The 19,511-nt window shown below is 49.1% G+C and carries 30 protein-coding genes, 3 tRNA genes and 1 pseudogene; 33 read left to right on the top strand and 1 reads right to left on the bottom strand.

Annotated elements, in window-relative coordinates; genetic code table 11:
* Positions 1–435: 435 nt before the first annotated feature.
* On the bottom strand, positions 436–1,164 hold the full coding sequence (locus AC3EMD_RS20640; RefSeq protein WP_251357092.1) for an XRE family transcriptional regulator: 729 nt from the start codon (positions 1,162–1,164) through the stop codon (positions 436–438).
* A gap of 116 nt (positions 1,165–1,280) precedes the next feature.
* Here AC3EMD_RS20640 and AC3EMD_RS20635 point away from each other — a divergent pair, with 116 nt between their 5' ends.
* The 33 genes and pseudogenes from AC3EMD_RS20635 to AC3EMD_RS20475 all read left to right on the top strand — a co-directional run bounded on the left by AC3EMD_RS20635 (position 1,281) and on the right by AC3EMD_RS20475 (position 19,261).
* A complete protein-coding gene (locus tag AC3EMD_RS20635) occupies positions 1,281–1,508 on the top strand; it encodes a transcriptional regulator (protein ID WP_251357469.1) in 228 nt (75 codons plus the stop codon).
* A 113-nt stretch (positions 1,509–1,621) separates the two neighbouring features.
* On the top strand, positions 1,622–1,906 hold the full coding sequence (locus AC3EMD_RS20630) for a CII family transcriptional regulator (RefSeq protein WP_136027657.1): 285 nt from the start codon (positions 1,622–1,624) through the stop codon (positions 1,904–1,906).
* A gap of 38 nt (positions 1,907–1,944) precedes the next feature.
* Positions 1,945–2,622 (top strand): ASCH domain-containing protein, encoded by a 678-nt coding sequence (locus AC3EMD_RS20625; protein WP_302073718.1) that lies wholly within the window; start codon positions 1,945–1,947, stop codon positions 2,620–2,622.
* A 98-nt stretch (positions 2,623–2,720) separates the two neighbouring features.
* A complete protein-coding gene (locus AC3EMD_RS20620; RefSeq protein ID WP_302074199.1) occupies positions 2,721–3,575 on the top strand; it encodes a hypothetical protein in 855 nt (284 codons plus the stop codon).
* Positions 3,572–4,276, top strand: coding sequence for a replication protein P (locus AC3EMD_RS20615; protein ID WP_302073717.1), 705 nt, complete (start codon positions 3,572–3,574; stop codon positions 4,274–4,276). Before AC3EMD_RS20620 ends, AC3EMD_RS20615 begins: the two co-directional genes overlap by 4 nt.
* A 140-nt stretch (positions 4,277–4,416) precedes the next feature.
* Positions 4,417–5,049 carry a hypothetical protein gene (locus AC3EMD_RS20610; protein ID WP_302073716.1) on the top strand — a complete coding sequence of 211 codons (633 nt, stop codon included), beginning with the start codon at positions 4,417–4,419 and terminating at the stop codon, positions 5,047–5,049.
* Positions 5,050–5,289: 240 nt separating this feature from the next.
* Positions 5,290–5,754: a phiTE_015 family protein gene (locus tag AC3EMD_RS20605; protein ID WP_302073715.1), complete on the top strand. Its 465-nt coding sequence runs from the start codon at positions 5,290–5,292 to the stop codon at positions 5,752–5,754.
* Between the two features lie 84 nt (positions 5,755–5,838).
* Positions 5,839–6,141: a Y16D family protein gene (locus AC3EMD_RS20600; protein ID WP_302073714.1), complete on the top strand. Its 303-nt coding sequence runs from the start codon at positions 5,839–5,841 to the stop codon at positions 6,139–6,141.
* Between the two features lie 38 nt (positions 6,142–6,179).
* Positions 6,180–6,707 (top strand): hypothetical protein, encoded by a 528-nt coding sequence (locus AC3EMD_RS20595; protein ID WP_302073713.1) that lies wholly within the window; start codon positions 6,180–6,182, stop codon positions 6,705–6,707.
* On the top strand, positions 6,704–6,991 hold the full coding sequence (locus AC3EMD_RS20590) for a hypothetical protein (RefSeq protein ID WP_225374442.1): 288 nt from the start codon (positions 6,704–6,706) through the stop codon (positions 6,989–6,991). The genes AC3EMD_RS20595 and AC3EMD_RS20590 overlap by 4 nt, the downstream gene beginning before the upstream one ends.
* Positions 6,988–7,383: a hypothetical protein gene (locus AC3EMD_RS20585; RefSeq protein ID WP_122543233.1), complete on the top strand. Its 396-nt coding sequence runs from the start codon at positions 6,988–6,990 to the stop codon at positions 7,381–7,383. Before AC3EMD_RS20590 ends, AC3EMD_RS20585 begins: the two co-directional genes overlap by 4 nt.
* A gap of 109 nt (positions 7,384–7,492) precedes the next feature.
* Positions 7,493–7,651: pseudogene (locus AC3EMD_RS20580) on the top strand (ead/Ea22-like family protein); the annotation flags it as partial.
* On the top strand, positions 7,651–7,944 hold the full coding sequence (locus tag AC3EMD_RS20575) for a hypothetical protein (RefSeq protein ID WP_114263436.1): 294 nt from the start codon (positions 7,651–7,653) through the stop codon (positions 7,942–7,944). The pseudogene AC3EMD_RS20580 and the gene AC3EMD_RS20575, both read left to right, overlap by 1 nt.
* Positions 7,941–8,906 carry a hypothetical protein gene (locus AC3EMD_RS20570; protein WP_302073712.1) on the top strand — a complete coding sequence of 322 codons (966 nt, stop codon included), beginning with the start codon at positions 7,941–7,943 and terminating at the stop codon, positions 8,904–8,906. Before AC3EMD_RS20575 ends, AC3EMD_RS20570 begins: the two co-directional genes overlap by 4 nt.
* Positions 8,907–9,126: 220 nt before the next feature.
* Positions 9,127–9,294 carry a hypothetical protein gene (locus AC3EMD_RS20565; protein ID WP_302073711.1) on the top strand — a complete coding sequence of 56 codons (168 nt, stop codon included), beginning with the start codon at positions 9,127–9,129 and terminating at the stop codon, positions 9,292–9,294.
* Entirely contained in the window at positions 9,291–9,476 is a 186-nt protein-coding gene (locus AC3EMD_RS20560) for a hypothetical protein (RefSeq protein ID WP_302073710.1), read from the top strand. The genes AC3EMD_RS20565 and AC3EMD_RS20560 overlap by 4 nt, the downstream gene beginning before the upstream one ends.
* A complete protein-coding gene (locus AC3EMD_RS20555) occupies positions 9,451–9,882 on the top strand; it encodes a recombination protein NinB (protein ID WP_072045251.1) in 432 nt (143 codons plus the stop codon). Before AC3EMD_RS20560 ends, AC3EMD_RS20555 begins: the two co-directional genes overlap by 26 nt.
* 752 nt (positions 9,883–10,634) lie before the next feature.
* The gene (locus AC3EMD_RS20550) at positions 10,635–10,886 is read left to right on the top strand and encodes a hypothetical protein (RefSeq protein ID WP_302073709.1); all 252 of its coding nucleotides are present in this window, start codon (positions 10,635–10,637) and stop codon (positions 10,884–10,886) included.
* On the top strand, positions 10,879–11,502 hold the full coding sequence (locus AC3EMD_RS20545) for a recombination protein NinG (RefSeq protein ID WP_302073708.1): 624 nt from the start codon (positions 10,879–10,881) through the stop codon (positions 11,500–11,502). The genes AC3EMD_RS20550 and AC3EMD_RS20545 overlap by 8 nt, the downstream gene beginning before the upstream one ends.
* A gap of 48 nt (positions 11,503–11,550) precedes the next feature.
* Positions 11,551–11,730: a hypothetical protein gene (locus tag AC3EMD_RS20540; RefSeq protein ID WP_302073707.1), complete on the top strand. Its 180-nt coding sequence runs from the start codon at positions 11,551–11,553 to the stop codon at positions 11,728–11,730.
* A 364-nt stretch (positions 11,731–12,094) separates the two neighbouring features.
* On the top strand, positions 12,095–12,262 hold the full coding sequence (locus AC3EMD_RS20535; RefSeq protein WP_165453696.1) for a hypothetical protein: 168 nt from the start codon (positions 12,095–12,097) through the stop codon (positions 12,260–12,262).
* Positions 12,259–13,080: an antitermination protein gene (locus tag AC3EMD_RS20530; RefSeq protein ID WP_302073706.1), complete on the top strand. Its 822-nt coding sequence runs from the start codon at positions 12,259–12,261 to the stop codon at positions 13,078–13,080. The genes AC3EMD_RS20535 and AC3EMD_RS20530 overlap by 4 nt, the downstream gene beginning before the upstream one ends.
* A 436-nt stretch (positions 13,081–13,516) precedes the next feature.
* Positions 13,517–13,592, top strand: a tRNA-Phe gene (locus tag AC3EMD_RS20525).
* Between the two features lie 5 nt (positions 13,593–13,597).
* Positions 13,598–13,673 (top strand) — tRNA-Thr (locus AC3EMD_RS20520).
* A 5-nt stretch (positions 13,674–13,678) separates the two neighbouring features.
* A tRNA-Arg gene (locus AC3EMD_RS20515) sits at positions 13,679–13,755 on the top strand.
* A 1,009-nt stretch (positions 13,756–14,764) separates the two neighbouring features.
* Entirely contained in the window at positions 14,765–15,067 is a 303-nt protein-coding gene (locus AC3EMD_RS20510) for a hypothetical protein (protein ID WP_130945741.1), read from the top strand.
* A complete protein-coding gene (locus AC3EMD_RS20505) occupies positions 15,054–15,347 on the top strand; it encodes a hypothetical protein (protein ID WP_149302113.1) in 294 nt (97 codons plus the stop codon). Before AC3EMD_RS20510 ends, AC3EMD_RS20505 begins: the two co-directional genes overlap by 14 nt.
* 7 nt (positions 15,348–15,354) lie before the next feature.
* Complete coding sequence (locus AC3EMD_RS20500; RefSeq protein ID WP_302073705.1) at positions 15,355–15,987, top strand: glycoside hydrolase family 19 protein; 633 nt, start codon at positions 15,355–15,357, stop codon at positions 15,985–15,987.
* Positions 15,984–16,199: a DUF7940 domain-containing protein gene (locus AC3EMD_RS20495; protein ID WP_302073704.1), complete on the top strand. Its 216-nt coding sequence runs from the start codon at positions 15,984–15,986 to the stop codon at positions 16,197–16,199. The genes AC3EMD_RS20500 and AC3EMD_RS20495 overlap by 4 nt, the downstream gene beginning before the upstream one ends.
* Entirely contained in the window at positions 16,196–16,744 is a 549-nt protein-coding gene (locus tag AC3EMD_RS20490) for a lysis system i-spanin subunit Rz (RefSeq protein ID WP_302073703.1), read from the top strand. The genes AC3EMD_RS20495 and AC3EMD_RS20490 overlap by 4 nt, the downstream gene beginning before the upstream one ends.
* A gap of 292 nt (positions 16,745–17,036) precedes the next feature.
* Positions 17,037–17,726, top strand: coding sequence for a Rha family transcriptional regulator (locus AC3EMD_RS20485; protein ID WP_302073702.1), 690 nt, complete (start codon positions 17,037–17,039; stop codon positions 17,724–17,726).
* Positions 17,727–17,736: 10 nt separating this feature from the next.
* A complete protein-coding gene (locus AC3EMD_RS20480; protein WP_302073701.1) occupies positions 17,737–18,093 on the top strand; it encodes a hypothetical protein in 357 nt (118 codons plus the stop codon).
* A 487-nt stretch (positions 18,094–18,580) separates the two neighbouring features.
* Positions 18,581–19,261: a DNA/RNA non-specific endonuclease gene (locus AC3EMD_RS20475; RefSeq protein WP_302073700.1), complete on the top strand. Its 681-nt coding sequence runs from the start codon at positions 18,581–18,583 to the stop codon at positions 19,259–19,261.
* Positions 19,262–19,511: the final 250 nt, after the last annotated feature.

The following is a 19,511-nucleotide window of genomic DNA, read 5'->3' as shown; positions in this document are numbered from 1 at the left end:
GTGGTTGCTTTGGTGATGTGTTTGGTTGGGGGCCCGTTTCGACACTACGTCTGCCTACTTCACTTCAGCTTCTGCGCAATGCCTCGCCGCTTCACGTGCGACATATTCCCTTCCGTGAACCATTCAACACATCCCAAAGCAACTTCCTTTGGTCTCCCACAAGGGCGGGAGAAGTAACCCCATCTATGTTAAAGAAGCAGCCAAATCTGCATTTGGCGCGGTGCCATTTGGCTTTCCGCATCGAGGTTTTGTTTCGATGAATTCATTTAAAACCATAGTTGTATTTATGTCAATAACCATGGTTGTAAATATTGAGTGTGAGGTTGTCATGTGGTTGTATTTGAATGTGAATTTTTTTTGACTTTACGTGCTTTGCTTGGTTCAGGCGAAAAAAAACCGGCTCAACGCCGGCTTTTTAAGTGTTCTTGAAAAAGGTCAAAGTATGACTGAGTACCAAAACACTCTCCCTATGATCTCTACGTCTGCCTCATCAGCTATCTCATCTTCTTCTCGGTTGAAACTATGCACAATCAGCTTTCCACCAGGCATGCGATATAACTGTTTGATTCTTTTTAATCCGTCTTGGTTGATCGCGTAAATTTTTCCGTCGACTACTTTTTTATTGTTGGTGTCCACAGCAACAGTTGTTCCATCCGGGATGATAGGCTCCATACTGTCGCCATGAGCAGGGAAGCAAATCACTCCTCTACCAGAGGTGTCAGCCCCAACTTTACGTAATGTAGATTTGGCAAACCTAAGCTTGAATCCGTTGTAATCCTCATCACTGAAACTTCCATCTCCAGCCGCTAGCTCAATATCTCTTAAGAACGGCACTTCGACCTCATCTGCAGGTAATGGAGTGTCATGATCCCAAGACGAAACCGTCCCCCACTCGCTCTCGGGGCCAATATTGGACTCTGGCTGCTGCATTAGGCCAGCAAGGTTATCTCCCTCCCTCATAGGCCCATTCTGTTCTCCAAGCCATTCAGGACGCACGCCTAGGGCAGCAGCAATCTCCACAATCTTAGTAGAGGATTTAGCTTTCCCGGAAGCGATTTTTTGTATGGCAGCCTGCGATACACCAACTTTTTCAGCTAGTGCGGACTGTGTCACATTCGCGGCGGTCATGGCGATTTTGATTCTTTGAGCAAGTGTCATTTTCATACGCAAAAAATACAACCCAAGTTTTACGCGGTCAAACAACCAAAAGCTTGCAATAAAACAACCATAGTTATATATTGAGTTATGAATACAACGGAGGTGGTTTTATGAAGTCAGTTATCAACCCAGTAATTAAAACCGCCATTGCCATTGCCGGATCACAAGAGAAGCTAGCAAAGGCCTGTGGCGTTAGTCAGTCTGCGGTGCAGAAGTGGCTACACAATAAAGCAAAAGTTGCCCCACAAAACGTAGAAGCACTCGTTGAGGCAACTGGAGGGAAAGTAAGGCCGCATGAAGTAAGGCCTGACCTCCCAAGTCTGTTTAAGCATCCAGAACAAGCAGCATAGATCTACCGCTCTTTAACATTGCCAAATCTTTTCTCCGCCCGTGTGGAGATAACCATAAGCGCATCACTACGAATGCGTGCAACTAACTATTTCTATCACCAAGGAAATTATCTATGGAAGACACCGCAAACTACAGCAAACCATCGCAGCGCGACATCGATCGCGCAGAGACAGACCTGCTAATCAATCTCTCAGCGCTTACTCAGCGACGCCTGGCAAAGATGATTGGATGTCATGAGACGAAGATAAGTCGCACTGACTGGCGCTTCATAGCGTCGATTCTGTGCGCTTTTGGGATGGATTCAGACATCAGTCCGATTAGCCGCGCATTTCGTTGTGCGCTTGAGGGAATGACAAAAGATAAAGCCCCGAAGAGCGGTAACTCATTCGAGGCTTAGGCACTTGTGTTACGCCAACACAATTAACAGGACTAATTATGAAAGAACGCGGAATGATTTTCAACTCTGAAATGGTGCGGGCGCTGCTCGACGGCCGGAAGACGCAAACCCGGCGCGAAGTAAATCTGAATCTGGATATAGCGTGCCTAGCCACAACCTATGACTGGGCCACTTCCCTCGCGGCCAATCATTATCAGGCTCTGACAGAAGAACAAATTCAGCAGAAAGCTGAATCTCTTCGTGGCGTTATTCACCCTGTAATTTTGGGTAATGGGCAGATGGTCTCCATCATCTGTCCTTATGGCAAGCCAGGCGATCGCATCTGGGTAAGAGAAACCTTTTGCCCGGTAGATGACATTCAATATGGCGGGGAGAAGTGGGTAGATTACCGAGCCACTCCTAAGTTTGAAGCAAGCCATCCTGCAGGCTGGGACAGCGCGCCTAATGACGCTGAAGCCCTCAAATGGCGCCCATCAATCCACATGCCGCGCTGGGCAAGCCGCATTCTGCTGGAAATCACCAACGTGCGGGTTGAACGGCTGAAGAGTATCAGTGACGGCGATGCGATACGCGAAGGGTGCAGTACCGCCGACATGAAGAGTGGCGACTGTGTAGCTGATGTGTTCGCGCGCCTGTGGGCGTCAATCTACGGTGCTGAAAGTTGGAATGCCAACCCCTGGGTTTGGGTTATCGAGTTCAAGCGTGTGGAGGATTAATGAACACGGCAGAGATATTTGAGTTCCCGGGGACGCCACCCGGGAGTATATCGCCGGTAAAAACCGGAAAGGGGTTTGCCTTGATCCACCGTCAATTTATGGATAGCAAGCTCTACAAGGACTCACAAGCAGTACACCTGTGGATTCACCTTATCCTCAAAGCAAACCACTCTGACGAGCCTGTAGAGACAGAATTTGGCGTCATCACAGTGAAGCGTGGACAGATGATTACAGGTCGTCCAACTCTTGTAATGGAGACATTCATACCTGACAACAAAGTTCGGAGCCTGCTTCGAACATTTGAGGCCAAAGGGATGATTACCACAGAGTCAAAAGGTAGAAAGTTTAGCCTGCTGACGATTGTGAAATATGACGATTTCCAGTCATTAAATTGTCCAACGGTTGTCCAACAGTTGTCCAACGGAAACACCAGTAACGAAGCGCCTCTCAGAGATAATTGTCCAACGGTTGTCCAACGGTTGTCCATAAACAATAATAATATATTAAATACTAACGTATTTAATGATCGTCCGAGAAAATCAAATCTTCCCTCTGAGAAGTCGAAACCTATAAAACCTGACGCTGCCATTCAGTCACCTAAAGGTGACAAGTGGGGGACATCTGACGACCTTAAAGCTGCCGAATGGATTTATTCCAAAGTCTGCATTGTCTCACCGTCAAGCAAGCAGCCTTCATGGGCATCATGGGCTAACGATATTCGCCTGATGAGAAATGCTCTTGAGGTGGGCCATCAGGAAATTTGCCAGACATTTAGCTGGGCCAACAAAGACCAGTTCTGGCAATCGAATATCCTCAGCCCTTCAAAGCTGAGAGAAAAATGGGAGACGTTAAAAATACAGATGCGGAATCCCGGCAGAAATCAGCCTGCAATACAGGACCAGCCGCAAAGGCACTGGAACGACAAAAGAGAGTGGGATGAAAACTTCCTATGAAAAATATTGTTCAGGCGATTCACAATCGCGACAGCAATGCACTGGCTCGCCTTGCTGGAGAGTCCAAAGAGCCAGATCGCGGAATAAACCACGACGCTGAAAGGCTGGTAGACATCCTGTTTGACAACCTAAAGCAGCTGTTCCCGGCATCAGTAAGCACAGCCCTGAAAGACCCAAGGGATGAAGCAGCAGCAAAGCGACAATGGATCGCCGCATTTGCCGAGAACGGAATCAATACCAGGGAGCAACTCAAGGCTGGCATGCAACACGCCCGCGCCAGCGCATCGCCTTTCTGGCCTTCGCCTGGACAGTTTATCGAGTGGTGCAGAGCCGGAGAGTTTCACAGCGCTGGACTACCTGACGCCGACGCGCTGCATGAAATGTTCCGGTTATTTTGCCGGGACCGCGGATTGTATGACTGCGCTGAAAACTACCCCTGGGAAAGCAACGCATGTTTCCACATGGTGACAGCAGTCTACAACCAGATGCGGTCGTTCAACCTCACTGATGGGGAGTGTCGTAAGCGCTGTGGGGAGCAACTTCAAAAGATGGCAAGAAGGATTGAGTCAGGCGAGGAAATACCACCTCCCCGCGCTCAGCTTCCGCATTTGCACATCCCGCTAACCAACGAGAAAGGTCTACAGAAGATTGCAGAAATCAGAGCCGCGCTTGGGCTGGCAAGGAGACGACATGCGAGATGAACGCGATGATTTCGAGTCGCTTTTCAAAAGTGTTTTTATCAACAAATACCCCCTCTCCAGAACCTATACCGGATACGAAAACAGCTTTGTGAATTGCTGTTTTTTCTTCTGGCAAACCGGATTTCAAAAGGTGGCTAACGATGGATTCATTACAGCAAAGCATCCTGGATTTTGTGCGACTGAACGAGCCAGTCAGTGTGGATAAAATCGTCAGGGAACTGAAGATTTACCGCAATAAGTTTTACGCACTCATTGAGCCCCTCAGGATGGATGGGTTCCTTTTTAGCCGCTCTGGATTTGGCATTTTTTACAGCGCAGAAAGTTACGAGGCATGGCTGGAAAACGGCGGCCGCGAAATTCTTTCACAGCGAGGAAAGCTGGGCGCAGAAGCGTGGCTTGAAGCCAGAAAAAACAAACCGTGGGTAGCAAGGGAGGGTAGCGTTAAATTCGCCATCCTGGATTGCCTGAAAAGCGCAACGGAACCTCTCGGGCTGCCGGTGATATCCGCACGAACAAAAATCAATGCAAAGTCAATCTCTGGCGCCCTTTCGTATCTGATCCGAATCGGCTCGATAGTCCATGACGGAAAGGACTTCAAACGAAAATATTCGCTCGCAGAAAAGGTGTCAGAGCACGAAATTGTGGCTGAAAAAGTCAAGCCAAAACCGGGTAATTTCAAGCTGTACAACCCGAAGAAAAACGGCGTAGTTCAGGCATATCTGAACAGCCCGGCACGTCAGAGGCTGATGGCTGTATATGGGAGGGTGGAATGAACACCAATGACTATCTATATCTTGTCTTAATACCAGTGGCTGAAACTTTTCGCTCGCGATTCCCTAAAGGCTCAGCTTCATTTTGTGCAATCCGAAATTATAAATCCTGTCGAGTGAAATTTAGCGGCAAAAGGCTCGAAAAAGAATGGCAAGAATTTTGTGCTGAGCACGACTTGAAAAACGATAGTCAACTTGAATATTAATTTTCATACAGCAAGAGGCTGTATATGGGAGGATGGGATGAAAGACGAAGAGGATTTTGTTGATGATTTTGTAAACCAGACAGGATGTGATCCCAGAGATTATCCGCATCGCGACGTTAGGAGACTGGCTTACAACATGTGGCTGGCTGGTAAGGTTAGGGCCGCTGAAAAATATCAATCAGGAAACCTCTCAGATAGTAGAGATAAATTTGAAAAAGAAGCAGCAGAAATATTAAAGCTTCCGGAGAGGGTGATTAGGAGCGCCCGGGATGGAGATGATTATGACCACATTTATGAGTCCGACAATGTCATGCAACCGCTTAGTTGGTGGTGGTTTTGGTGGAAAATGAGCCGATTGGACATTGAAGTTGACATCAAAAAGCCAAAGCAAAGCTCCTTGCCTGGTGAATACCATATCGGATTCGATGCCGGATTGGAGTCTCAATATGACATCGATGTTGAGGCAGTAAAAGCTGCCGGCTTAAAGGTGAAAGGTGAATGACATGTCTGAAATCTACATAGCAGAGCTATCTGCAGGATTTAGTGGGCTGATTGTGATAATCGGCCTTTTTTATGCCCGGAGGAAATGGTGAGCGAAAAAATAACCCGGCGAGTGGTTTGTGCTGCCAATCAGTACGAATCGAAAATTGGCAGCAAACCAATGGTCTTTATCGGCGTTCGGCACTATTGCCCAATAATGCGGCATAGCATCAGTCAACTTCTTAGCGTCATCGACAGGGCGACGGAGGTTCAGGGCTTCGTTGACCAGTTCGGCGTCTTCATGGACCGAAAAGAAGCGCTAAAGGTGGCAAAGGAGGCCGGACAGCTTAACGTCGCGAGGATTAAAACCTGGCCGGATGATGAGCTGTTTAGCGAAGATTTATATTAACAGGCCTGCATAGCGGGCCTTTTTTATGAGGGTAAAGCATGAATACACCAACTATCTACACAGCAACTCCTGCTGATTTATCACCACCAGTTCAAACAGACTCCTTCTGTGTCGATCTGGTTCTGGCGACTGACTATCAGAAGCTCAAGGATGAGTTTGCGGCGCTGGCTACGGAGAATGTGGCGCTGAAACAGTTTCCGGAACAGATAGTTCAGTTTATCGGCGGCCTAGGGAGCAGTGAGATTGGCATCGACACGAAAGAGAAAATTGGGTTGGCGGCCATCCGCATTAAAACCCCCGCCACCGACGCCTGCCTGGCCGGGATTAAGGCTGATGGCCGCGCAGAGGGTATCAACTTTGCAGCAAGCCGCCTTGCCGCCGCTTTCAATCACGGATTCGTAGATAAGCCAATGGCTGAGGTTGGCGACGTGGTACGCATGATTCTTGACGCTAAAGCAGATTTAGCCAATAGCCAAATACCAGCAGAAGATGGCCTGTCAGGTGAATATGCAGAAAAATCCCTGGCCGAATGGGAAACCGAACTGCGCGAGGGGGCCGACAAATGAGCCACGCTATCGATGCACATCTCACTGACGAAGTGATCAACGCCGCATTCGAAAACACTAATTTCGGGCGAGACGACTTTCGCACCATTCTGGCGGAAACCGTTATGAAGCGAGCCGCCGGTTATCACTCTGGCTGGACGGCGACGAACATCTGCATGCGCCTTGGCCTGCTGAGCGAAAAGAACCAGAGCGCTACAAAACTCGGCCTGACGTTTGCCTTTCACCACTACTACCGCCAGAGCGTCCGCGATGCGCTGATGCCAAAACAGGAGCGCGCGGCATGAGCAAAACGCTGGATATTCGAGCCGGTGACCGGTTCGAAACAGTTTACCCATTCATTTTTGTATGCACTGACCATCAGCAGTGGGACGGAAATGTATTCACCGATGAAAGGTGGATTGGTGGTTGCCGAAAGACATTTGAGCCAGCTGATTGCGGTTATGGGGACCAGGCCGTTTACACGGCTGATGCAGAAGGTAAAAGAATCCTTGAGGTTCTTTCAGTCGCCGAAATGCCTGGAAAGTGGCAGCGCCGGATCATATATGCCTGCCATCTTGTTGACCCGGAAGGGAAGGAACGGAAAGGCAGGAAGGCCTATACGGTAACCGAGGACAGATTCATCAAAATGTCGTCAGGATATTTTGCAGATTATGGAGTGGAGAACAGCGATGACTGATATCACCGAACTGGTGCTGATTACCAAAATCAAAAAGCAACTCGAAAACTTTGACACGGTAATTCTTAAAGAGGTTGAGGCTAACGCTCTGGTAGAGGCGCTGGAGAAGGCGCAGCAGCGCATCGAGGAGCTGGAGTCACGCACCGTGAAGTTGCCGCCCAGGGTTGATAGCTCAAATGTTCCCTTCGCGGGGCTCACCTGGAATTGCTGCCTGGAAGAGGTCGAGAAGCGTCTAACCGCCGCTGGCATCAAGGTGGAGGCTGAGTGATGTGGCGAGGTAATGACCGCAGCAGAAGCCAGATGATACTGACCGAGTATCGCTATGACCATAAAGCCAAAGACTCCAAATCCGTTTACCTGGTGCGACATAACAGCCGCATTCATCAGACTGTTCTGGAGCAGCATTTGACGATAGAGCGCGATAGTTTCGGTCGTTTCATACCGACTATCGAACTGAAAGACTTTCCGGAAGGACTTAGCGACCGCGAGTCGATGCTGAAACTTGCCGACTGGCTGCACCGTTTAGGTGTGGCGATCGAGGATAACTGGAGCCAACCATGACCAAATCAACCATAACCAGAGAGCGCCTGGAGCATTATGCATCACTTCCATCGCAGCCATTTGGCAAAGGTGCCGGAGTATTCATGTATGAAGTGCGTCAGATGGCCAGAGCGCTACTAGCCGCAATGAACGGCGAGCCGGTGGCGATCACGGCAAACATTGAACGAGATGCCCAACGCTACCGTTTTTTGCGAGAAAGAGATGCTTTTGGCGATGAAGGTGAGCCAGGTCTTGCGAGCTGGGATGACCTTATTGAACTCGACACGAATGATTTTGACGCAGCGATAGATGCCCGCATGGCGCATCCAAGCGTTGATTCCCTCACGCTGGACAATGCTCTTCAGAAACATGAACGACGCCGCTGCAAAGACAGAAACTGCAATAAGCCTATCTACGGATATTCAGTCGATGGTCTGTGCGAGGACTGCTATGCAGCGGTATCTCAGCAGCCAGCGCCGGTAGTAGAGCGTGAGCCCATCGCCTGGCTCAATGACGCATACTTAGCTCGCGGCGTAGTTGACGGTGAGGCTGGTAGCGAAGATGCAGGCCCCGGATATATTCCAGTGTATCGCGAAGCAGGACCACAGCCAGTGCCGGTAGTGCCGGATGATTTGTCAATATTTGAAGCCGCAATTGAAGAATGTAAAAAGTGCGACTCAATTGATGAGCATGCCTGGAATCACGGTGTTTTGGCTGTGATATCAAAGTATGAATCCTGCCGCGCCGCCATGCTCCAGGCTCAGTCAGACGACGATGGCGGCCCAACCGATGATGAACGCATTATGGCTATTGAGGGGATTATCAAGCCGATGTCGGATTGCGACACTCCCGTATATCCAGACGCAGAAAAGCGCATCGCTGATGCTGTTGAACTTCTGAAGAAAGCCGCTCCGGGTATGCTTTCCGAACAGGGAGGTCCAGACGGCCCTCTTGTTGGGAAGATGAAGCGGCAAAGCAAATAAAATGGAAGCGACGTGGAGACAAAATAATGTGGATTTTATTCGTTTAGATTGGCAGCACATATTCCTTGGGTCTTTCAGATGCTTCGCAACCAACCCTCACCTCCATGAGCCAGGAGTTCAGCACTGAAAGCGCTTGTCGGGATGCATTTAAGAAAATTAAAGAAATTAATAATGGTGAGTTGAGGCTCCGTGGGGTTTGCACCCCAAAAGGGGAGGGGAAATGATGCCGAGCAAACTCAAAAAGCGCCGCATTCGCCGATTACGTGACGATGTGGCCTGGTACAAAGCAGAAGCCACGGACTGGCAGAAAAGGGTCTTTGAGTTGGCTGATGAAGTCGCAGCGCTCAGAGCTAAGTTACGTAAACTAACTGGAAGAGGATTACCATGAGCAACGTTATCCCGCTTCACACAGATTATCTCAGGCAGGCTTTTGAGCTTATCGAGAGTCTCAACGACACCTGGTTATCCAAAAAGCAGCAGGCCATCGTAGAGCAGGCATTGTGCTGCCTGGAAAAGCAGATTGAACTCAACGTGAGGAGCAAGCATGAGGAAACAGGTATTCGAAATTAGGTCTCCTGTTATTCAGCAAAACGCCATTCAGTACATCCAGCAGATTTATCCCAACCACGAAAAGCCACTCATCGTAACCATTCAGGAAAAGAGCAGAAGCCTAGATCAGAATCGTAGGCTTTGGGCAACCTTGCGCGATATTTCCGAACAGGTTAACTGGCATGGACGCAAGCTGGACTCTGAATCATGGAAATGCATTTTTACGGCGGCGCTGAAAAAGCAGGACGTTGTTCCAAACCTGACCAATGACGGATTTGTAGTCCTCGGTCAGTCAACCAGCAAAATGCGGGTTAGTGAGTTCTCCGACCTGCTCGAGCTTATCAACTCATTCGGTGCCGAAAGAGGCGTCAAATGGTCAGAGGAAAGTAAACAGGCTATGGAGTGGGCTGCAAGATGGGGTAAATAGCCATGAATCGCAAAGTAACAACTAAAACCATTCAGTTTGTAAGGAAGATGTCCACAACAAAAACATGCAGGGAAATAGCAAAGCTTCTGCATTACAAGCCAGAAACCCTCTACAACATTGCACACCGCTTTGGCATCAAGTTCACATCTAAACGGTGCAAATATTCACCGTCAGTAATTAAAAGGATTTTTATGCTGAAGGATGAGCAAAAGCTTACCTGGTATGAAGTTTCTTTAGCCACCGGGTTAACAGTTAACGTCTGCAATTACCTCTACAGAAAGCAAAAACAATGCGACAGACACCCTTCGTCTACGAACCGATGACCAACGAAGAAGCTGAGGCCTTAATTGCTGCATACACCTCCCGCAACATCGTTGCTACTAAAACCCTCGCGCATGACCCTCGACTATGGATAGTGACAGTTATTCTGCCTGAGTCATTACGGGAACCACGGATAGACCGGCGCTATCAACAGAAGCACTGGACATGAACGCTAAAGAATCAAACTCACTCAGAACGCAATTTCTCATCATGCACTGGTGGTGCGGAATTGACCTCGCCTACTACGTAATAAAACGGGACGCCAAAAATGCTAAGTCCTGAACAAATCTCTCAGTATCACGCTGAGTGCAACCGGCGCGCCGGCGTCTGCCTCGAATGTGGCATCAGGCTTGTCGAGCAGGAATGCCATGTTTGCGATCGGTGCGCAACAAACCTTTATCCCGATCAGAACCAGGAGGAGGAGCCGGAAGATGGCTAGACCTAACTCACCACCAAAACCCTATACGGAAAAAGAGAAGGAATACATCCGAAGAGTGGCAGGAAAGGTGCCAGTAGAAGTGATGGCAGCCGCAATAAACAGACCTGTTAAGGCCGTTCTGTGGTGGGCTAACAACCATGGCATTAGCCTTCGAGTCCCATTCGAGACGTTGGCAAAGCATTGGCCTGACCTGGCAAACAGAATGACGGGAGGGAAACTGAAGAAGGAGGCATGTGATGGCTAAGGGCGCAATGCCTAAACCAAAAAAATGCCCCATATGCTCCACAGAATACATCCCACGAAGTTCTCTCCAGAAGGTCTGTCACAACTATAAATGCGCTATCGCTTACAACAAAAAGCGAGATGAAGAAAATGCAGCCCGCAACAAGCGAAAGCAAGAGCGCCTCCAAAAATCTGAGCTTAAGCAGCGAAAGGATAGGCTTAAAACTGCTTCACAATGGAATAAAGAAGCACAGGCAGCAGTAAACAAGTTCATTTACTGGCGTGACTATGGAAGGCCGTGTATCGCATGTGGAAGACCTCTTAATTATGGCGTTCGCGGGGGTGCTGTCGACTCCAGTCACTATCGCTCAAGAGGCGCTGCTCCATGGCTTCGATTTAATGTCTTCAACAACCACTCTGGCTGCGTGAGATGCAACAGGGAGCTATCAGGCAATCTGATTCCATACCGACTTAACCTCATAGAGAAAATTGGCCTGCAACGGGTCGAGCGTATTGAGCATGACAATACAGTAAGGAAGTTTTCTATCGAATACCTGAAGCGTGTGAAAGCGATATTCACGCGTCGAGCCAGGCATTACGAAAAATTGAGAAAGAGACAACTGGAGGTGGCGGCCTGATTCGTTAACTCCAATAAACCAGCACTGTATTAATTCAAGGTAAAAACCATGAACACAGTAACCAGCATTAACCAGGCAAAAATGCAGAAGACCCGCGACCACGCAGAACTCGCCAGCGTTCAGCAAATCAAAAGCCAGTGTCAGCGAACGCTCGACTATCTGAATGCCAGGGAATCAGAACTCAAGGAGAAGCTAGGTATCACAGACGATGACCCCGAGGTGGCATGATGTGCTCGTACACCATTGAGGAAATCAAAGCGCTCGCTATCAGCAGCGGCAGTGCAAACCAGTTCTTTATGCGAACCGGAATTAAGCCGAACGACGTAATCAGCATCCTTTGCGATCTGATTCAGGAAAGCGGCATTGTCCAGCCATCGACTCCACTAGTTATTACCCCGTCTAAATCAGGATAGTTCTCTCAGAAGGACATCAATATGACAACGTTTGATTATTACCGCTTAGCCAGGCTGCGCGGGAAGCTTCGCTACGCCCGAGATTATGAGCGGCGAATTATGGATGAAATCAGAGCAGTGGAAGCAGGTAAGAAGGGAGTCATTGATACGGTGTTAACCAAGTTAATCAGGTGGTGCGCATGATGACGCTATTCGTTTTATTCGTGGCCGTGTATGCATTCTTCGCCGGCATGGTAGCCGAGCACGAACATACAAAGATGCTGGCAGATGGGAAAGCTGATGTAGAGCTGCCCTCATTAAAAATCGCATTGCTATGGCCTTTATATATCTGGAGGAATGATAAGTGAATCTTGAAAACTGCATCAAATTCCACTCGGCTAAAACAACACAAATCAGCGACTCTCCACGTGCCACAGCATCAGATTCTTTAACAGGGACGGATGTTATGGCAGCAATGGGCATGGCGCAAAGCAGGGAAGAAATGGGCTATTCTGCCTTTTTGGGGAAAATGGGTATCAGCAGCAATGACCGTGAGAAAGCTATTGAACTGCTGACCCGCTATGCATATTCGGCCTGCGTTAAGGTTCCAGCCTTACGCGACCTTGATGATGATATTAAGCCAAAGGTGATGCAAGTTCTCGCAATGTTTGCATTTGAGGATTACTCACGCAGCGCAGCCAGCACCAGGATGTGCGACTGCTGTAATGGCGCGAAGTTTATTGAAGTGGAAGTCTTCACGACGAAAGTCACTTCGCCAAAAACACCAATATCCATAGCGGACAAGGAAGCCAGAAAGGTCGTGCCGGAAGAGCATTATAAAAAACGCCAGGTGAGGGATGTGGTGAAAGTCATTTGCCAAAAATGCAAAGGGAAAGGAACGCTGTCTAATGCGTGTCAGTGCCATGGGAAAGGGTTGGTATTAGATAGGGAAAAAACAGAACAGCAGGGAGGCTTGCCTGCATATAAAACATGTTCAAAATGCAATGGACGCGGATATGCGAGACTTCCGGCAGAGAATGTCCGCAGAGCTTTGTGTGCATCGGGAATGGAAATAAGCCAGCCAACATGGAGTAGAAACTGGAAGCCATTTTATGAATCACTCATTGAAAGGCTTTTCCAGGGTGAGTCTCACGCCGATACGGTGCTTAAAACTGTGACGCGGTGATCAAATATAATGGGGAACGGATTCCCCATATAATGCTCATGTTGACTTCGTGAATAAAATAGCTTAAATTTGACTCTAATGATGGGATATTAGCCTTTCATTGAAGCGATGAAGTACAAGATGACAGTGCTGATGAATCGGGGACATCAAAACCCTTGAGCCGGGTCGTATGGGGACGGCAACAACGCGACTTCAGCCATCGCTAAAAATACTAGCCCTGAGCTAACAGCTCGGGGCTTTTTTGTTTGTGCAATCCGGTCAGGACTTTTGAGTTAATGCGTGCTGCACGACACGCTGATGCTCATACGCGAGAGTCCTGAGCCAGATTGAACTTGCAAGAGCCTTTGGCTAGGCTTGTGGCAGCTATGGGGTAACGGCCCATTGAGACAGAGCAGCCAGAATGCTAATTGTATTCGCACTGTCACAACCCAATTATGGAACTCTGGCGTAGATGGTTCGCGCGGATGCCTGAAGAGTATCAGGAGATGGTTCGATTCCATCGGGTTCCACCAAGTTAGCCGGCTTAGCTCCAATGGTAGAGCAGCCCCCTTGTAAGGGGATGGGTAGCGGTTCAAGTCCGTTAGCCGGCACCAATTCAGCGCCATTAGCTCAGCCGGAGAGAGCAATAGCCTTCTAAGCTATCGGTTTCAGGTTCGAGTCCTGAATGGTGCGCCAGACACGGGCATGAGCACTAACGCTTAAATAAGTCCTGATAGGTGCCAGATTGATCACCTGGCCGTTGCTCCACGAAACGGAGCCCATAACAGGTAAGGGTTGTTGGTGTAAGGGAGTTCCACCTTTGCATTCAACATGAATGAGTGCATTGCTCTGCAGTGACAGCTCTTATCGTTGTGATGAATGTGCGGGCTGACGCACTGGTTTAGGGTGGGCAGTTTCCCATGCCTTTCCGGACTCGAGCGGAAAAACTGATTCACTAAGGGTAGGCAATGCAGGAGATCAGCACCTGCCATCACAGCTGTATACTTGGGCGGGTGGTTACTATACAAAAGCCATTGGCTACCACCTCAACCCTATCAATAGGTAAGAGCATTTAAGAACTTGCAAAGAGCTTAACGGTCTGCGAAAGCGTTTCCTAGTGGCACAACTGGCAGGTACAACTGAGTGCTCTTTCCTATTGTGGTGAATGAGCTAGATGGTGAGGTAAAGGCTCACCATGGCGACGAATGCCTGCGGAAAATGGCACCGCCTCCACAACCCAATCCCTCTACCTTGGGACCCTTAAGGCCGTAGAGCCTGCTTTCACCCTCATTGCTTCCTTTGCCTGCTCTCCCTCAGGCAATTTTTTAGAGTGCATTTTTCGCCAACAACCAGACCCAACACACATATTCCTGCGATGCTGTGGCTACGGCAACTAATGCACTCTAAAAAATAAAAACCCACAAAAGTGGGCTTCGTGAAAATGGGCGACGGCCAGTAGTTGGAGCTACCAACCGTCATCTTGCTCATGACACCATCACGAGCAAAACCGATGGCCCATCCAGTCTGATCAGACGGATGAAAACTATCCCGGATTTGTTCAGCGAGCAATCGCAATATTTTAAAAACGTGAGCAAATCCCTCTTCTGAGGGTCGCAGATTTCTTCGCGGCCTGGCTATGTCTCTACGCGCCGTTAATCGGCCAGGCGCTTTTTGAACGCAGCCGCCGAAAGGTGGAGACTACGCAATGGCAAACGGAAACGAGTTCATTCCGGCTTTGCTACTCGCGCTCATCATGTCGTTATTAGGTTCACTGGCTAAGTATGCACATCGTCCAGTAAGTGAAAGAACATCCCTTTTAAAGCATGTAGCCGTGTCGCTCTTCGCCGGTTTGATGATGGCCTTTTATGGGCTTCATGAACAATGGTCACTTTCACTGCTGGGACTGAGTTGTGGCGCTGCCGGATGGCAGGGTGCTGCAATCATCAAGAAGTTCGATCCTCCGGGTTTCAGCCAGAGTGACAATGGTGATGACAATGGCAAGAACTAGTATTCGGATCGGGCGACACATTCTTGATTTTGTCCCGGTTGTGTTTCTGGTTCTGACGGCGGTTTTAACCAGTCAGTTCCAGAAATCAATAGATACCAGCGACCAGGCGATGCAACTGGTAAACACGCTCAATAAGCAACGAACAGCCGCAGAGATGCGTGCTATGCATGCCGAGCGTGAAGCCGCCAAAGGCGGTAGCTCATTCAACGTATTCGTTATCCAGCCAGATAAGCGCAACGCTTCATCTCCGGCCTATGTCGACCTGAACAAACCCTTGTGAGTGATGTATGAACCAGACGCAGTTTAAGCTAGCCGCGAAGATTACTGATGCGCTGGCCGCAAAGTGGTTTCCTCACATTCAGAAAACCATGGCTGAGTTTGGTATCGATACTCCACTTCGGCAGGCAGCATTCATCGCGCAGATTGGCACCGAGTCGAGCGGGTTTAAATCTGTGGTCGAGTCGCTCAATTACTCAGTAGAAGGCCTTAAGATTTTCGGCGCAAGACTGACAGCGGAGCAGCGGCAGAGACTTGGCAGGAAACCCGGTGAGCTTGCTCTTTCTCCATCGCGTCAGGCTGATATTGCGAACATCGTTTATGGCGGCCGTTACGGAAACGTAAATCCCGGTGACGGCTGGAAGTTCAGAGGCCGCGGGTTAAAGCAGGTCACATTCCACGACAACTATCTTGCATGCGGTAAAGCGCTTGGCTTAGACCTCATCGCTAACCCTGACTTGCTCCTCCTGGATGAAAACGCCGCCCGTAGCGCCGGCTGGTTCTGGAAGGCAAACAGCTGCAACCAGTTTGCAGACAAAGAAGACATTGTCGGACTGACAAAACGTATCAATGGCGGGACAAACGGCCTGGACGACCGGAAAGCTCGTTACATCATCGCTAAAGGCGTTCTGGTGAAAAAATGAAATTTATCGATAACCTCCCGCAGCTCTGGAAAATGTGGTCAGTCCGCATCATGGCTATTCTGGCTATTGTCGCTTCCGTGTGGGCACAAATCCCTGACGAGGTTAAAGCCCTAATCCCGCCGCAGTATCTCGGCTATGCAGTCGGCTTTGTATCGGTATGCGGCATCATTGCTCGCGCTATTAAGCAATTCAACACCGATGAACAAAAATGAACATCCCATCGCTGTTTCAGCCTGGCTGGAAATGGTGCGGAATTGCATTGCTGTGTGGCGCCTTGCTTGGCGCGCTTGCCACCTGGTGGGTGACTGACAACAAATTCACCGCTGACATTGCCACGATAAAGCAGCGGCACGCCGAAGACCTCAAGGCCATCAGTGACGAAGCAAGTGCTCAGCGAGACAAAAACGCCGCTCTTGAACGTGCGCTGGCTAATGCAATCACCAAAAGTGACCAGCAACACACGCAGGAGTTAACCGATGCGCTCGCAAAAAATCAGGCTCTTCGTGATGCTGTTACCTCTGGCGCTCGCCAGCTGCGCCTCGCAAAAGCCGGTCTTGCAACCTGTAACCTGTCCAAAAGTGCAGTTGCCGGCACCTCCGGCATGGGCGTTGGAACCGAAATCCAATTCAGTCCAGATTTTGGACGAAACATTTACGATATCCGATCCGGTGCAATCACCGACCAAGCCAAATTAGAAATGCTTCAGGATTACATTCGCGCAGGCCAACAGGCCGGTGTGATTGCAGGTGGTAAGTAAACCACGAAAGAGGTGATCCTTATCTCCGGCGCATTCGGTAAGTGCGCCCTGCGGACGAGAATCCGAAGTGGCTCAGCACCGCTGTAAAGCAGAGCGAAAGCTGCGAAAGAACCTCAAAGGCTCAGTCAGAAATGGCTGGGCTTTTTTATTGCTCCAAACCAGCGCCATGCCCGGCGTAGTCAAACCACAAAGCCTTACAGAAATAAGCCTCGGAGAAACACCGTTATAAGCGGCGGCTTCTTTGTGGGCGGTTTTTCTGGGCAACGAGGCTTATCTCTATAAGGTTAACGCAATGAAGAAACTCATTAAGCAAGTCAATGGTGTTCCTGTTGTGAGCACCGAAGTTATTGCTATCGAATTTGGCCGCCGACACGACAACGTGTTGCAAAACATCCGCTCTCTCATTGCCTCTGGTCATTTGGGAGCCCTTGATTTCAAGGACTCCTCCTACATCAGCAAGCAGAACAAAGAAATCGCTTGCTATGAGCTAACTGAGCGAGGATTCCTGATCGCGATGCCATTCATTGGTGGCGATAAAGCAAAAGATGGACAGGTAAGGCTGGTAGATAGCTTTATTCAGTATCGCGAGTTGGCCAAAAAAGAAGCCGCCATACGCGCTGAAAGGGAAGTGGCCAGGCTTGAATATCGGCCAATGACCGATGCGATAAAGCGCCTGAAAGAATCAGAAGGTAAGGCGCCAGAACATTACCACTTCAGCAATGAAGCCGACATGATTAATCGTATCGTGTTGGGTATGCCATCTTCCAGGTTCCGTAAAGAAAACGAAATAGGCAAAGATGAGGCTATTCGTGATTACCTTACTGCCGAACAGATTCGCGCCATTACTGAATTGCAACGCGCTGACACGGTATTCATCACCATGGGTTGGACATTCGACCAGCGCAAAGAAGCGCTGAAAGGCCTGTTCGACCGCAATCACCGCTTACCGCTCATTGAAGAACAGCATCGGCTGGCGGCGTAAGGATGCGTATATGAATGAGGTCACGAAAAGTCTTTATGTCGGATGGCAAGATAAGCTCGAAGCCGATCGGGTTGACTGTGTCATGTTAAGAGCGCAAAAGTTCTGTCATGGGTATGCATCTGCCAAGCAAGCATTCAAAACCTATGAGGCTGAATATTCCAGCAACGGTATTGTCCATCTTCATGTCGATAAGTATCAGTTGTATGGCATATCTGAGCTTAAAACATTTAAGCAAACAGGCTGGAATTCTTACACCCATTATCTTGAGATGATTGGCATGTATATCGGGTCAGCCATTGGGGACAAGTCTTACCTGTCCATGAATGTCAGCAGAATGGCTGGCGTCTCTTCTTCACTCAACACATAAGGCAGCCTGAGGCAAACATGACTCCAGAACAATTCGCTTACTGGCTACAGGGCTACGCAGAAATCTCTGGCAAGCAGCCTACAGAGTCTGAGTGGCAGGTCATAAAAGACCACCTCCAGACGGTGTTTAATAAAATCACACCCGATCGACTTGGCGGACCAGCAAGAACCCCTGTAGGGCTGAGTGATTATTTAAAATCTTGGCCGCACGCCATTGGTGTCACCTGTTGAGGTGGACAAGCAAAAGCCTGAGAGGTCACCCATGAATAAATGCAAAACCGGACAAGTGGAGTGCCCTATTTGCGGGGTAGGTGAGCTTATGATGGGAACAACAAATAGTTTCGTAGAATATAAGGGCGCGAAGCACTGTATACCCCTTCACTTTTGCGTATGTAGCTATTGCGAAACCGAACAAGCCACCGAACAGCAATTATTAGAAAACAAGATGGAAATGATCGCGTTAAAGGAAAGATACGCGGAGCATCTCGATGAACACCCGGATTTTTAATTACCTCATAGCCGCTCTCGTAGCGGCTTTTTCTTTTTCTGCGGCAGCCAAATCTGATTGCCCTGGTAAATTCCTGAATGACAATCCTCCTGCTATCCAGTACGACCAGGAGATTTGCTTCACTCAGTTCTCTGTCCTCTACAGCGACAAACTTAAAGACCCTGTTATCAGCGCCCAACACCTCACAGCAGATGACGTTAAAGGTTCTCTTCAGCTTAAGCGCAAGGATGCGTTCCACTCTGAGCCAAAGGTGCCGAAGCAATTCGAGTCCACTCAAAAGGACTATCACCTTAGCGGCTATGACATTGGCCATATGACCGCGGCGGGCGACGCTGGAAACGCTCAGGAGCAGTTTGAAACATTCAGCCTGGCAAACATGACCCCACAACTTCCAGACCTCAACAGAAAGGCATGGAGACTGATGGAAGAGGCTGTGAGAAAACAGGTGCTCGCTGAAGGTGACGCCTGGGTAGTCACTGGCATGGTTCCCGGCACAAAGACAATCGGTAACGGCGTAAATGTGCCGAGCGTTATCTGGAAGGCAGTCAAAGCCAAATCAGGCGAGTCTGTTTATGTCGGTGACAACACGACCGGCACAGTAACAAAGCTCACCACTGAGCAGTTTAAAGCGAAGTACAACATCTCTCCTTTTGGTGATTAGTCACCATTGCGTCGGTCTGTCGCCGTCCACTCATCTTAACTGAGACCGTGGGCCCGAAAGGGTTTCCTCCCCCGCGAGTGGTTGAGTGGAGTCAATAACAGACAATGCCGGGTCCGCAAAGCCTTCATACGTCAGCCATCCAGAGCTGAGGCAGACGAATCTGGAATCACCGCAATGCAGAATTTTCTTCCGAGAGAATTCGACATTGTAGTGAGCAGTTAAAAACCGCCACCGAGAGAATAAAGACCTC

The sequence above is a fragment of the Klebsiella sp. PK18 genome, from assembly GCF_057784655.1.
The sequence above is the reverse complement of the archived record's forward strand: the minus strand, read 5'-3'. Positions and strand labels throughout refer to the sequence as shown.